Origin of the sequence: Microvirga lotononidis (assembly GCF_034627025.1) — a bacterium.
GTDB lineage: Bacteria > Pseudomonadota > Alphaproteobacteria > Rhizobiales > Beijerinckiaceae > Microvirga > Microvirga lotononidis.
Genome location: NZ_CP141048.1, coordinates 1089497 through 1102262, shown reverse-complemented (window position 1 = coordinate 1102262; position 12766 = coordinate 1089497). Strand labels below are relative to the sequence as shown.

General features: G+C 65.3%; 15 protein-coding genes. 8 read left to right on the top strand and 7 right to left on the bottom strand.

What is annotated here, in order from left to right:
* The 6 genes from U0023_RS05215 (at window position 1) to U0023_RS05190 (ending at window position 5429) form a co-directional block, all read left to right on the top strand.
* Window positions 1–1218 (top strand): glycosyltransferase, encoded by a 1218-nt coding sequence (locus U0023_RS05215; protein ID WP_009763393.1) that lies wholly within the window; start codon window positions 1–3, stop codon window positions 1216–1218.
* 113 nt (window positions 1219–1331) lie between these two features.
* The gene (locus U0023_RS05210; RefSeq protein ID WP_009763394.1) at window positions 1332–1625 is read left to right on the top strand and encodes an aa3-type cytochrome c oxidase subunit IV; all 294 of its coding nucleotides are present in this window, start codon (window positions 1332–1334) and stop codon (window positions 1623–1625) included.
* Between the two features lie 80 nt (window positions 1626–1705).
* Entirely contained in the window at window positions 1706–2842 is a 1137-nt protein-coding gene (locus tag U0023_RS05205; RefSeq protein ID WP_009763395.1) for a Re/Si-specific NAD(P)(+) transhydrogenase subunit alpha, read from the top strand.
* A gap of 20 nt (window positions 2843–2862) precedes the next feature.
* Window positions 2863–3312: a proton-translocating transhydrogenase family protein gene (locus U0023_RS05200; RefSeq protein WP_009763396.1), complete on the top strand. Its 450-nt coding sequence runs from the start codon at window positions 2863–2865 to the stop codon at window positions 3310–3312.
* A 4-nt stretch (window positions 3313–3316) separates the two neighbouring features.
* Window positions 3317–4714, top strand: coding sequence for an NAD(P)(+) transhydrogenase (Re/Si-specific) subunit beta (locus U0023_RS05195; protein WP_009763397.1), 1398 nt, complete (start codon window positions 3317–3319; stop codon window positions 4712–4714).
* A gap of 235 nt (window positions 4715–4949) precedes the next feature.
* Complete coding sequence (locus U0023_RS05190; protein ID WP_009763398.1) at window positions 4950–5429, top strand: GNAT family N-acetyltransferase; 480 nt, start codon at window positions 4950–4952, stop codon at window positions 5427–5429.
* On the opposite strand, the gene U0023_RS05185 is transcribed toward U0023_RS05190, so the two are convergent.
* The 6 genes from U0023_RS05185 to U0023_RS05160 form a co-directional block, all read right to left on the bottom strand.
* The gene (locus tag U0023_RS05185; protein ID WP_009763399.1) at window positions 5399–6022 is read right to left on the bottom strand and encodes a nucleotidyltransferase family protein; all 624 of its coding nucleotides are present in this window, start codon (window positions 6020–6022) and stop codon (window positions 5399–5401) included. The genes U0023_RS05190 and U0023_RS05185 overlap by 31 nt on opposite strands.
* Before the next feature lie 21 nt (window positions 6023–6043).
* Complete coding sequence (locus U0023_RS05180; RefSeq protein WP_009763400.1) at window positions 6044–6907, bottom strand: tetratricopeptide repeat protein; 864 nt, start codon at window positions 6905–6907, stop codon at window positions 6044–6046.
* 230 nt (window positions 6908–7137) lie between these two features.
* On the bottom strand, window positions 7138–7368 hold the full coding sequence (rpsU, locus tag U0023_RS05175; RefSeq protein ID WP_009763401.1) for a 30S ribosomal protein S21: 231 nt from the start codon (window positions 7366–7368) through the stop codon (window positions 7138–7140).
* A 169-nt stretch (window positions 7369–7537) separates the two neighbouring features.
* A complete protein-coding gene (locus U0023_RS05170) occupies window positions 7538–8617 on the bottom strand; it encodes a 5-(carboxyamino)imidazole ribonucleotide synthase (RefSeq protein WP_009763402.1) in 1080 nt (359 codons plus the stop codon).
* Between the two features lie 9 nt (window positions 8618–8626).
* Window positions 8627–9118, bottom strand: coding sequence for a 5-(carboxyamino)imidazole ribonucleotide mutase (purE, locus tag U0023_RS05165; RefSeq protein WP_009763403.1), 492 nt, complete (start codon window positions 9116–9118; stop codon window positions 8627–8629).
* 94 nt (window positions 9119–9212) lie between these two features.
* Window positions 9213–9413, bottom strand: coding sequence for a YdcH family protein (locus U0023_RS05160; RefSeq protein ID WP_009763404.1), 201 nt, complete (start codon window positions 9411–9413; stop codon window positions 9213–9215).
* A gap of 303 nt (window positions 9414–9716) precedes the next feature.
* Between U0023_RS05160 and U0023_RS05155 the strand changes: the two genes are divergently transcribed.
* Window positions 9717–9899, top strand: coding sequence for a YdcH family protein (locus U0023_RS05155; protein WP_009763405.1), 183 nt, complete (start codon window positions 9717–9719; stop codon window positions 9897–9899).
* Window positions 9900–9975: 76 nt separating this feature from the next.
* On the opposite strand, the gene U0023_RS05150 is transcribed toward U0023_RS05155, so the two are convergent.
* Window positions 9976–10734 carry a sulfite exporter TauE/SafE family protein gene (locus U0023_RS05150; RefSeq protein ID WP_009763406.1) on the bottom strand — a complete coding sequence of 253 codons (759 nt, stop codon included), beginning with the start codon at window positions 10732–10734 and terminating at the stop codon, window positions 9976–9978.
* Window positions 10735–10847: 113 nt separating this feature from the next.
* Between U0023_RS05150 and U0023_RS05145 the strand changes: the two genes are divergently transcribed.
* Window positions 10848–12761 carry a propionyl-CoA synthetase gene (locus U0023_RS05145; protein ID WP_009763407.1) on the top strand — a complete coding sequence of 638 codons (1914 nt, stop codon included), beginning with the start codon at window positions 10848–10850 and terminating at the stop codon, window positions 12759–12761.
* Window positions 12762–12766: the final 5 nt, after the last annotated feature.

Genomic DNA, 12766 nt, shown 5'->3' with positions numbered 1-12766 from the left:
ATGAAAATCGCTTTCGTTCACCAGAACTTCCCGGGTCAGTTCCTTCGTCTGGCCAGAACCTTCGTGGCCGAGGGGCATGAGGTCGTGGGGCTGGGAATGGTCAAGCAATGCTCCATCCCGGGGGTGAAGTACTTTTCCTACGATGCGGTCCCCGGTCCGGAGGATGCGCCCTATCAGAACCGCTACTCCCCGGTCATCCCGCGCCTGCGCCGGGCCTATGGCGTCGCCCACAAGGCCAAGGCTCTCGCCGAACAGGGGTTCGAGCCGGACGTGGTGGTGGTCAATACGGGCTGGGGCGAGAACCTGTTTCTGAAGGACGTCTGGCCCAAGGCCCGACACATCGCCTATTTCGAATATTACTACCATGCCAAGGGACAGGATCTCGATTTCGATCCCGAGTTCCCGGTCACGGACGAGGAGGTGATCTGGCGCCTGCGCCTGAAGAACTCCATGCAGCTCGGCGCCCTCGATGCCGCCGATGCGGCCGTGGCGCCGACCCGCTACCAGCGGGACACTTTCCCGACCTATCTGCGGGACCGTCTTGCCATCATCCATGACGGGATCGACACCCAGAGGCTTCAGCCCGATCCTAACGTCAGGATCCAGCTCGGCGAGGGCGGGCCGCAGCTCACGCGCGAGAAGCCCGTCGTCACCTACGTGACCCGCAACATCGAGCCCATGCGCGGCGCTCACGTGGTCTTCAAGAGCCTGCCCTACCTGCTCGACATCGATCCCGAGCTTCGCGTGGTCGTGATCGGCGGCCGGGGAACGAGCTATTCCGGCTCCGCACCGAAGGGCCAGACATGGTTCGACGTCTTCAAATCCCGAATCGAGCGGCCGGTGGACTGGTCCCGGGTCCATTTCGTCGGAAACCTGCCATACGACCAGTTCGCCAGGGTCCTGCAGGTCTCCTCGGCCCATGTCTACATGACCTATCCTTTCGTGCTCTCCTGGTCCTCCATCGAGGCCATGGCGCTGGAATGCCGGATCGTGGCCTCGGATACGGAGCCGGTCCGCGAGATCATCCAGGACGGGGTCAACGGACGGCTCTTCCCCTTCTTCGACGAGAAAGCGCTGGCGGAGCGCGTGCGCGAGACGCTGACGGACAAGGAGAAGTCCGCCGCCCTAGCCGCGGAGGCTCGCCGGATCGCCATTGAGAAATATGATTACGAGACCGTCAGCCTGCCCCGGTGGCGCGAGTTCCTGGGGATCCTATGAACCGGCAAAACATTCATAAAGTTTTCGTTTGGAGCCATTCGAAAGATTGCGGCTCCTTACGGCATGCGCTAAACGCAGCAGTTAACTAGTGACGCTGAACAGGGCTTTGAATCATGGCCGATACAAAACATGCGCCGCACGGGGGCTATAGTCCGGATATGGACGGCCGCGCTCACGAGGCGACCTATCACGGATTTGTCCAGTTTGCCGAAATCGCCACCGCCGTCATCATCTGCCATGTGCTTGCGCTGGCCGTCGGCGGCATCAAGCATGCCTGGCTCACGGCGATCTTCGGCGTAATCCTCTCGCTCGTCGCGGGCGGCATCGGCGCGATGGCTCCCTCCGTGGGCGTGCGGGCTCCGGCGGCCGTCGGAATCCTCCTCGTTCTGGCGCTCATCCTCTATTGAGCGTCGGTGAGCCTTTTCGAGACATGCAGACGAGATAAGAGCTTGATTTCAAGCCGTTGACCACATCCAGGGGGGCCTACATGCGGATCGCCGTTCTCTCCGAAACCGATGGAGCGGAGACGCGTGTTTCCGCCACCCCTGAAACGGTCAAGAAATACAAAAGCCTCGGCGCGGATGTCGTCGTCCAGGCCGGGGCCGGCACCAAGGCCGGCATTCCCGATGCCGAGTTCGAGGCCGCGGGCGCTTCGATCGCCGCGACGGCCCAGGACGCCCTGAAGGATGCCGATGTCGTCCTCAAGGTCCGCCGCCCTGCCGAGGGCGAGCTGACGGGCGTCAAGCCTGGCGCCCTCGTCATCGCCATCATGGACCCCTACGGCCAGGACGCCGCGCTCAAGGCCCTGGCCGACGCGCGGGTCTCCGCCTTCGCCATGGAGCTGATGCCCCGCATCACCCGCGCGCAGGTCATGGACGTCCTGTCCTCCCAGGCCAATCTCGCCGGCTACCGGGCCGTCATCGACGGTTCCGCCGAATACGGCCGCGCCATGCCGATGATGATGACGGCGGCCGGCACCGTGCCGGCGGCGCGCGTCTTCGTCATGGGCGCGGGCGTCGCCGGTCTCCAGGCCATCGCCACCGCCCGCCGCCTCGGCGCGGTCGTGACCGCCACCGACGTGCGCCCCGCCGCCAAGGAACAGGTGGAAAGCCTCGGCGCCAAGTTCATCGCGGTCGAGGACGACGAGTTCAAGCAGGCCGAGACCGCCGGCGGCTACGCCAAGGAAATGTCGGACGCCTACAAGGCCAAGCAGGCCGAGCTGGTCGCCTCCCACATCGCCAAGCAGGACATCGTCATCACCACGGCGCTCATTCCCGGCCGCCCGGCGCCGAAGCTCGTCTCCCGCGCCATGGTCGAATCCATGAAGCCCGGCTCGGTCATCGTCGATCTGGCGGTGGAGCGCGGCGGCAATTGCGAGCTGGCTCAGGCCGGCCAGGTGGTGGACCATAACGGCGTGAAGATCGTGGGCCACCTCAACGTGCCCGGACGCCTCGCCGCCAGCGCTTCCAGCCTGTACGCGAAGAACCTCTACGCCTTCGTCGAGACGCTGGTGGACAAGGAAACCAAGGCTCTGGCCGTGAAGTGGGACGACGAGCTGGTCAAGGCCACCTGCCTGACCCGCGACGGCGCCATCGTCCACACCGCCTTCCAGCCGACCGCTTAAACCGTCCAGGGGAGGACACCATGGCAACGCTTACGCCCGAACAGGCCGTCGAGCAGGCCCGAGCGGCGGCAGAGGCTGCCCGCCGCTCGGCCGAGGCGGCTCAGACCATCGCCGACCAGGTGGCCGAGGCCGCCGGCAACGCCGCCGCCGTGGTGACCCACGGGGCCGTCGATCCGACCGTGTTCCGCCTCGCGATTTTCGTGCTGGCGATCTTCGTCGGCTACTACGTGGTCTGGTCGGTGACCCCGGCGCTGCATACGCCGCTGATGTCGGTCACCAACGCCATCTCGTCGGTGATCGTAGTCGGCGCGCTGCTGGCGGTGGGCGTCAATGTGGCCCCTAGCCTCGGCGACGGGCCGATCTGGGCCCGGGCGCTCGGCTTCATCGGCCTCGTTCTTGCCAGCATCAACATCTTCGGCGGCTTCCTGGTGACCCAGCGCATGCTTGCCATGTACCGCAAGAAGGGGTGAGGCGATGTCGGCCAATCTAGCCTCGATCCTCTACCTCGTCTCCGGCGTCCTGTTCATCCTGGCGCTGCGCGGCCTGTCTCACCCCACCACCTCCCGGCAGGGCAACCTCTACGGCATGGTCGGCATGGGGATCGCGATCCTCACCACCCTGTTCGTCTCCCCGCCGAGCGGGTTCGGCGGCTGGGCGCTTGTGATCCTGGGGTTGGCCATCGGCGGCGGCATCGGCGCCGTGGTCGCCCGGCGGGTGCCGATGACGGCGATGCCGCAGCTGGTCGCAGCCTTCCACTCCCTGGTGGGCCTCGCGGCCGTGCTGGTCGCGGCGGGCGCCCTCTACGCCCCGCAGGCCTTCGGCATCGGCTCGGTCGGCACCATCCATGGCGGCTCGCTGTTCGAGATGGCCCTGGGCGTCGCCATCGGGGCCATCACCTTCACCGGCTCCGTGATCGCGTTCCTGAAGCTCGACGGCCGCATGTCTGGCAAGCCGATCCTGCTGCCGAGCCGGCACCTGATCAACATCGCCCTCGGCGTTCTGCTGCTGGTTCTGCTCGTCGTCTTCATCCGCACCGAGAGCCACGCGGCCTTCTGGCTGATCGTGCTGGTCTCCTTCGTGCTCGGCGTGACGCTGATCATCCCCATCGGCGGCGCCGACATGCCGGTGGTCGTGTCCATGCTCAACTCCTATTCCGGCTGGGCGGCGGCGGGCATCGGCTTCACCCTTGGCAACCTCGCGCTCATCATCACGGGTGCGCTGGTCGGCTCCTCGGGCGCGATCCTGTCCTACATCATGTGCAAGGGCATGAACCGTTCCTTCATCTCGGTGATCCTCGGCGGCTTCGGCGGCGAGACGGCCGCCGCCGCGAGCGGCGCGGTCGAGACACGGCCCGTCAAGCAGGGCTCGGCGGACGACGCTGCCTTCATCATGAAGAACGCCGCCAAGGTCATCATCGTGCCGGGCTACGGCATGGCGGTCGCTCAGGCGCAGCATGCGCTTCGCGAGATGGCCGACGAGCTGAAATCCGAAGGCGTCGAGGTGAAGTACGCCATCCACCCGGTGGCGGGCCGCATGCCCGGCCACATGAACGTGCTGCTGGCGGAAGCCAACGTTCCCTACGATGAGGTGTTCGAGCTCGAGGACATCAACGGCGAGTTCGCGCAGGCCGACGTCGCCTTCGTCATCGGCGCCAATGACGTAACGAACCCGGCCGCCAAGACCGATCCGTCCTCGCCGATCTTCGGCATGCCGATCCTCGACGTGGAGCGCGCCAAGACCGTGTTGTTCATCAAGCGAGGCATGGGCTCCGGCTATGCCGGCGTCGAGAACGAGCTGTTCTTCCGCGACAACACCATGATGCTCTTCGGCGATGCCAAGAAGGTCGTGGACGAGATCCTGAAGAATCTCTGATCCGTCGATCATCGAGCGTTTCATGCCCGGCCTCGCGCCGGGCATTTCGTTTCTCGACCTTCGTCGTCACCGGCCTTGCGCCGCTGATCCCGTTTGATTGAAGCGCGGCGGTTCGCCGGATCGGGATGGCCGGGACTGATGCCGGATCACGTCCGGAGACGGTCGTGACAAGAGTGGGCATGACGTCCTGGCGAAAAACTGATTTAAGGAGCCGTCTTTTGTCTGGAAACATTCCATGGCTCCCATCACCCTTCGCACCGCCCTCCCGGCCGACCGGGATGCCGTCATCGAGCTGATCCACCAGCTCAATGTCTTCGAGGCCGATCTCGTGGGCGACCGGCGGCGGGACTATGGGGCTGCGGCGGAATATTACGACGAGCTGATTCAGCGCCTGTCCCGACGCAACGGCCGGATCGTCCTGGCGGTGGCGGACGGGGTGACTGTCGGCGCCATGGGCTTCTCGCTCGACCAGGATGCCGCCTATGTGGCCGACGGTTTCCGCAATCACGGCACGGTGACGGACCTGATCGTGCACGGCGACTGGCGCGGGCGCGGGATCGGCCAGATGTTCCTGAAGGAAGCCGAGCGCCTGACCCGGGAGGCAGGGCTCAAGCGCCTCTTCATCGGCGTTCTCGCGGCCAATGAGCGGGCCGAGCGCACCTACCGCGCCTTTGGCTTCGAGCCTTACGTTTCGATCCTGTCGAAGGAACTCTGAGGATCGGGATAGGCCTCGTCCCAGGTCGTGATCACATTCAACCCAGGCCAGCGGGCGGGCCAGTCCTTGCTCGCAACTCGCTCGCGATAGACGGCCATCTTGTGCGCAAAGGCCGGCGTCGGTCTCACGATCAGGTTCAGAGGATCCTGGATTCCGTGCGGCGCCATCACCTCGATTTTCCCATCGACCGATCGCGCCGCGATCGCAGTGGCGGTCTCCGGCCAGCAGGCAATTGCGTCGCATGTGCTCCGGTAAGGCGCGTCCCCGTTGGGCTGGTGCATGCGTGCCTGGTTTCTCACCTGCCAAGTCACGTCCGGAGCAAGGCTTCGGAGCCGGGCTTCGAGAATCGCGTTCCGTTCCTTGCTCACATCGGCAGGGTCCAGGAAAACCACGTCCACGTCATTGAGACGGGAGATGTCGATGGCACGCCCGTGCAGCACATCCCAGACGGCATTACGGATGAAGCCGGCGCCGATCCAGCCATCGGGAAGCCCGAGGCTGTCCACATGCGAAAGAAGCGCATGCAGGTCCGCATGAGCTTCGAGAAGATGCTCTATATCGGCGATGGTGCGCAGGGGAGCGGCGGGGTTCATGCCGCCTCCCTCCGGAAGCTCTTACGAGCGGAACAGGCCCGCGACGCCGCCCTGGAGCTTGGAGCTGCCCTGGCGGGCGACGCTGTTGCTGCTGTCGAGGGCCAGCGCGCGCTGATAACTCTCAAGGGCCTGGCTCCGGTCGCCCTTGCGCTCGAGGGCCACGCCGCGCCACGCCCAGGAATTGGCGTCCTTGTTGTCGACGTTGAGGGCCGCGTTGAAGTCCTCGATGGCCTTATCGAACTGGTTCGTCGCCACGAAGCTCTGGCCGCGGGCCGCGTAGGGAGCGCCCACGAAGGGATTGCGGTCGATGGTGGCGTCGAAGTCCAGGATCGCCTGCTGGTGCATGCCCTGGCGCTGGTAGAGCAGGCCGCGCGAATGGAGCGCTTCGGCCGATTCGGGCAGCAGGCGGGTCGCCATGTTCAGGTCGGCGAGCGCTTCCTGATACTGGTTCTGGGCGCGGTAGAGGTTGGCGCGGCCGATATAGGCCGGGCCGTAATTCGGATCCGCCTGGATCGAGCGCGTGAAGTCGGAGAGCGCCTGGTCGTTACGGCTCGTCTGCCGCAGCGCGAGCGCGCGGTTGGTATAGGCCGGCGCGTAATTCGGGTCGAGCTGCACCGCCTTGGTGAAGTCCGCGATGGCGCTGCTGTAATTGCCCACGCGGGCATAGGCGGCGCCGCGGGTGTTGTAGGCGCTCGGGTCGTTCGGGTTGCGCTGAATCACGTCCGACAGGGAGGAGATGTTGACCGTGCTCGTGCCCTGCGTGTCTTCCTCCACCACGGCGATGCGCTGGGTAGGACCTCCGCCCACGGTGCTGCAGGCGGACAGGCCGAGGGCGACGACGGTCAGGCTCAGGGGGGCAAAACGGCGAATCGATGGGGCGAACACGTTCGTCTCCAGCTTATTTACTCACAGTACCAGGAAGCGGCACTCTGGCGGGAAATCCTTAACAGCCGCGAAACAAGGCATCAAAAAGGCCACAACGCAATAGGAATTGCAACTTAGTTCGCTACTGCTCTGGAAAGACGTACCCCAGACATGCAAACAGCGCCCCGCTTTCGCGAAGGGCGCTGGTTCACAACCGATCGGCTAGGCCTTTTCAGACCTGCTCGGAGAGCTTAGCGGGTCGGACGGGGCTTCGAAGGCAGCAGGCCTTCGCGCTGCATGCGCTTGCGGATCAGCTTGCGAGCGCGGCGAACGGCCTCAGCCTTCTCGCGGGCCTTCTTCTCAGACGGCTTCTCGTAGTGACCGCGGAGCTTCATCTCGCGGAAGATGCCCTCACGCTGCATCTTCTTCTTGAGAGCGCGGAGCGCCTGATCGACGTTGTTATCCCGGACAAGAACCTGCACGCGAATTCCTCGTTTTTGAACCGTTTCGATTGTGACAAAAAAACAATGAGGCGCGTCATGCGCACCTCTATCTGGTCGGCGTCGATACCAGAAGAAGCCTTGCCTGTCCAGGGTTGCTTCTCAAGAAAAGCGCCGGCCCAGGAGTTCAACGGCCCCGATCCGGAAAGGTTCAGCCCCGTTCCGGGACTACCCGGGTGACGTGTCCCATCTTGCGGCCCGCGCGGGCTTCGGTCTTGCCGTAGAGGTGCAGATGTGCTCCCGGCTCGGCCAGGATTTCCTCCCAGGCATCCGCATCGTGCCCGATCAGGTTCTTCATCTCGACCCGGCCGAGGCGGGCGGCGTCGCCCAGGGGCCAGCCGCAGACCGCCCTCACATGCTGCTCGAACTGCGAGGTCGTGGCGCCGCCGTGCGTCCAATGGCCGGAATTGTGCACCCGAGGGGCGATCTCGTTCACCACGAGGCGCTCGGAGCCGTCCTCGGTGACCAGAAACAGTTCGACCGCGAGCACGCCCACGTAGTCCAGGGCTTCCGCAATGGAGCGGGCGATGCGGAAGGCCTGCTCCTCCGTTTGCGGCGAGACCCCGGCCGGCACCCGGGTGGTGTCCAGGATGTGATTGCGATGCTCGTTGGCGCACAGGTCATAGGCCGCGAACGCGCCCGCAGCGGTGCGGGCGGCCACCACGGAGACTTCCCGCTCGAAGGGCACGAAGCCCTCCAGGATGGAGGCGGCGCGTCCGATCTCCTCCCAGGCCGCGACGGGATCGGTATCGGACGTGATCTTCACCTGTCCCTTGCCGTCGTAGCCGAAGCGGCGGGTCTTGAGCACGGCGGGCCGGCCGATGCGTTCGACGGCCTCCGCCAGCTCGGCTTCGCTGGACACGGGTGCGAAAGGCGCGACCGCGATTTCGAGGCCTGCGATGAAGCTCTTTTCGAGAAACCGGTCCTGCGACACGGCCAAGGCCTGCGCGTTGGGGGCGAGCAGCGCGTGGGAGCTCAGGATCGCGGCCGTCTCGCTCGGCACGTTCTCGAACTCGTAGGTCACCACATCCACGGCCTTGGCGAAGCGCACCAGGTTCGCCTCGTCTTCATAGGCCGCGATGGTGTACTCGGTCGCTACCTCGAAGGCCGGGCTGTTCTCCTCCGGCGCGTAGATATGGGTTTTCAGGCCGAGCTGCGCCGCCGCCATGGCGATCATGCGGCCGAGCTGGCCGCCGCCGAGAATGCCGAGGGTGCAGCCGGGACGGATCATGGGTTTCTTTCAGCCTTCGTTGGAGGGGCGCTCGGCCACGCTCTCGCTCTGGCGCTTCCGCCATTCATCGAGGCGCTGGCTGAGGGCGGGATCGTGCAGGGCCAGAACGGCGGCCGCGAGCAGGGCGGCATTCACCGCGCCCGCGCGCCCGATCGCGAGCGTGCCCACCGGAATGCCGGCAGGCATCTGTACGATGGAGAGCAGACTGTCCTGGCCGGAGAGAGCCTTCGATTCCACCGGCACGCCGAAGACGGGCAGGGGGGTCATAGCGGCGGTCATGCCGGGCAGGTGGGCGGCTCCTCCGGCTCCCGCGATGATGACCTGAAAGCCTTCCGCCCTGGCTCCCTTGGCGAAGGCCACGAGCCGGTCCGGCGTGCGGTGCGCGGAGACGATGCGGGTGTCATAAGGAACGCCCAGGGCATCGAGCGTCTCGGCCGCGTGGCGCATGGTGGCCCAGTCGGACTGGCTGCCCATGATGATGGCAATAGGGGGACGCGCCATGGTGTGGCTCCGGCTTCAGGGCCTTAACTTGTCCAGCGGGAATAGCGAAGCCGTCTCGGGCAGGCAAGGGCGTTCCCGAAAAGGACTATGATTCTCAGGCAATGATGTCGGGGGTCAGCTGATCTTCGAGCCGGATGATCTGATCTTTCAGGGCAAGCTTGCGCTTCTTCAGGCGCTGGACCTGGAGCTGGTCCCCGGCGACCATGCTCTCCAGGGCGTCGATGGCCATGTCGAGATCTCGGTGCTCCTGCTTCAGACGGGCCAATTCCGCTTCCAGTTCAGCCAAGTCGATCATTGAAAATACCTAGAACCTCGGACCCAAAAGTGGATTCCACTTTTGGGATCGATCCGATGCTCAATCCCTTAAGCGGCGCATCGCAGGCTACGGAAACCGGGCCCACTTTTCCGCACGATGCGCTAGATGCCAGGCTGTTTCGGCAGCCGGGCCACGATGGGGCGGAAGTATGCTCTCGGGCCCCTTGGAGAGCAAGATAGCTGGAGCATCTTCTACTCTCGAATCTTTGAATTTCGCCTTCGACTCGCCACACTCTGTCTGCCACAATGTTCCCCGTCAGTAGATCGAATAGGAGGAACTGACATGCCGCTGCAGAATCACCTGACGGAACTGGAACGGAAGCATCGGGCCCTCGAGCGCGAAATCCAGGATACCCTCAACAGACCGTCGGCGGATGACATGAGGCTGGCAGAGCTCAAGCGGAAGAAGCTTCAGCTCAAGGACGAGATCACAAGGCTAAGAACGTCCGAATCGGTGGTGCACTAGCCACCCAATCCCTCAATATTTCCAAACCGAAGAAGCCGTCGCTTCCCCAAGGAGCGGCGGCTTTTTCGTGGGTGTCCTACAGATACGCCAACGCGCCGTCATAGATGAGCTTGGCGCCGACGAGGATCAGCAGGACGTAGACCGCCGTATAGAACGCCTGCCCCGAGACGCGCCGCACGAGCAGGACGCCGGCCCAGGTGGACGCGATCGCCACCGGGAAGAGGGCGCCCGCCGTCGTCATGTTCTCGGCCGTGAACTGCCCGAGCGCCAGATAGGGCGGCACCTTGATCCAGTTGATCAGCGCGAAGAGGATGGCCCCCGTGCCGACGAAGATGTCCCGCGGAAGACGCTGGGGCATGACGTAGATCTGGAAGGGCGGCCCGCCCGCGTGGGCGACCATGCTGGTGAAACCCGTGACCCAGCCCCAGAAGATACCGCGCGGCACGTCGGCCGGAGCAGGCTTCGGCGGCGTTGCGCGGCGCTCCACGATCATGCGGCGAACGGCGAAGGCTACGGATATCACTCCGACGGCCAGCTTGACGGCCGCATCGGACACCTGGGCGGCCAGGAGATAACCCGTCACAATCCCCGAGATGGCCCCCAGGAGCATGATCACCACGTTGCGGCGGTCCCAGGTGTGCCGATAGGCCCAGACCGACACCACGTCCTGCACGATCAGGATCGGCAAGGTGATGGCGGCTGCCTGCACGGGCGAAACCACCAGGGCCATCAGAGGCAGCGAGAGGGCGCCAAGGCCCGAAAATCCGCCCTTGGCCAGTCCGAGCAGGATCACTGCAGGAACGGCGGCGGCATAGAAGAGAGGATCGGTAATCACGACAACGCTCGCCGAAAGTCGACTCACCGAAAGTCGCCCCTGACCACGGCTTAGAGGCCTGCTACCACAGCAGGCGCTTGAAGTCTCATGCAGAGAACGCAAGGGGGAACGCCATGCCATCCACCCAGAGCCGCTATCATGAGGTCTATGCCGGCTGGATGGCCGATCCGGCCGGCTTCTGGGAACGGGCAGCGCGGGAGATCGATTGGATCAGACCGGCCGAGACGGTGTTCGACCGCGACGCCGGCATCTACGGCCGCTGGTTCGTCGGGGCCGAGTGCAACACCTGCTACAACGCCGTCGACCGCCACGTGGCAACTCGAGGCGGCCAGGCGGCGATCATCTACGACAGCCCGGTCACCGGGACGAAGCGTAGCATTACCTACGCGGAATTGCGGGACGAGGTGGCGACGCTCGCGGCCGTGCTGCAGGACATGGGCGTCACGAAGGGAGATCGCGTCGTCATCTACATGCCGATGATCCCGGAGACGAGCTTCGCCATGCTGGCCTGCGCCCGGATCGGGGCGATCCATTCGGTGGTCTTCGGCGGCTTTGCCGCCAAGGAGCTGGCGACCCGCATCGACGACGCGAAGCCGAAGGTCATTCTCTCCGCCTCCTGCGGCATCGAGGGCGCTCGCGTCATCCCCTACAAGCCATTGCTGGACGAGGCGATCGCGCTCTCCTCCTTCAAGCCGGAGGCCTGTCTCGTGTTCCAGCGGCCGCAGCTCGCCTGCGCCCTTGTTGAGGGCCGCGACCGGGATTGGGCGGACGCCGTCGCTGAAGCGAAGGTCGAGGACCGCAGGGCGGAATGCGTTCCGGTGGCGGCCACTGATCCGCTCTACGTCCTCTACACCTCCGGCACGACCGGCATCCCCAAGGGCGTGGTGCGCGACAACGGCGGCCACATGGTCGCGCTCAAATGGTCCATGGAGCATTTCTTCGGCGTGAAGCCCGGCGAGGTGTTCTGGGCCGCGTCCGACGTGGGCTGGGTGGTCGGCCATTCCTACATCGTCTACGGGCCGCTGCTGCACGGCTGCACGGCCGTTCTCTACGAGGGCAAGCCGGTGGGAACGCCCGATGCGGGCGCCTATTGGCGGGTGATCTCCGACCACGGGGTCGTGACCCTGTTCACCGCGCCCACGGCCTTCCGCGCCATCAAGAAGGAGGATCCGAAGGCTGAGCTCCTGCGGAAATACGACCTCTCCTCGTTCCGCGCCCTGTTCCTGGCGGGCGAGCGGGCCGATCCCGACACGGTCAAATGGGCCGAGGACATCCTGCAGGTGCCGGTGATCGACCACTGGTGGCAGACGGAGACCGGCTGGCCCGTCGCGGGCAACCCCCTGGGCCTGGGTGCGCTGCCCGTCAAGCACGGCTCGCCCACGGTGCCGATGCCTGGATACGTCCTCGAAGTGCTCGACGAGGGCGGCAAGCCCGTCGCTCCCAACACGATGGGGGCGATCGTCATCAAGCTGCCCCTGCCGCCCGGCGCCCTGCCGACCCTGTGGCAGGCGGACGAGCGGTTCCGGGAATCCTATCTCTCGGTCTATCCCGGCTACTACAACACCTCGGATGCGGGCTATCTCGACGAGGACGGCTATATCTGGGTCATGGGCCGGACCGACGACATCATCAACGTCGCGGGCCATCGCCTGTCCACAGGCGGCATGGAGGAGGTGCTGGCCTCCCATCCGGCGGTGGCGGAATGCGCCGTGATCGGCGTGAAGGACGCGCTCAAGGGCGAGGTGCCGTGCGGCTTCGTGGTGCTCAAATCGGGCATCGACCGGCCGCCGGAGACCATCGAGGCCGAACTCGTGGCCCTGGTGCGCGACAGGATCGGCCCCGTGGCCGCCTTCAAGCTCGCGATCACCGTCGCGCGCCTGCCCAAGACCCGCTCCGGCAAGATCCTGCGCGGCACCATGAAGAAGATTGCCGACGGCGACACTTGGTCGACGCCCGCCACCATCGACGATCCCATGATTCTGTCCGAGATCGGGGACGCGCTGCGGGCGAGGGGATTGCCCGGGTAGGAGGT

Coding starts and splice junctions, on each gene's coding strand:
- U0023_RS05145 (WP_009763407.1), top strand. CDS start 10,848: ATGCCATCCACCCAGAGCCGCTATCATGAGGTCTATGCCGGCTGGATG.
- U0023_RS05195 (WP_009763397.1), top strand. CDS start 3,317: ATGTCGGCCAATCTAGCCTCGATCCTCTACCTCGTCTCCGGCGTCCTG.
- U0023_RS05170 (WP_009763402.1), bottom strand. CDS start 8,617: ATGATCCGTCCCGGCTGCACCCTCGGCATTCTCGGCGGCGGCCAGCTC.
- U0023_RS05200 (WP_009763396.1), top strand. CDS start 2,863: ATGGCAACGCTTACGCCCGAACAGGCCGTCGAGCAGGCCCGAGCGGCG.
- U0023_RS05160 (WP_009763404.1), bottom strand. CDS start 9,413: ATGATCGACTTGGCTGAACTGGAAGCGGAATTGGCCCGTCTGAAGCAG.
- U0023_RS05190 (WP_009763398.1), top strand. CDS start 4,950: ATGGCTCCCATCACCCTTCGCACCGCCCTCCCGGCCGACCGGGATGCC.
- U0023_RS05210 (WP_009763394.1), top strand. CDS start 1,332: ATGGCCGATACAAAACATGCGCCGCACGGGGGCTATAGTCCGGATATG.
- U0023_RS05185 (WP_009763399.1), bottom strand. CDS start 6,022: ATGAACCCCGCCGCTCCCCTGCGCACCATCGCCGATATAGAGCATCTT.
- purE (WP_009763403.1), bottom strand. CDS start 9,118: ATGGCGCGTCCCCCTATTGCCATCATCATGGGCAGCCAGTCCGACTGG.
- U0023_RS05215 (WP_009763393.1), top strand. CDS start 1: ATGAAAATCGCTTTCGTTCACCAGAACTTCCCGGGTCAGTTCCTTCGT.
- U0023_RS05155 (WP_009763405.1), top strand. CDS start 9,717: ATGCCGCTGCAGAATCACCTGACGGAACTGGAACGGAAGCATCGGGCC.
- U0023_RS05205 (WP_009763395.1), top strand. CDS start 1,706: ATGCGGATCGCCGTTCTCTCCGAAACCGATGGAGCGGAGACGCGTGTT.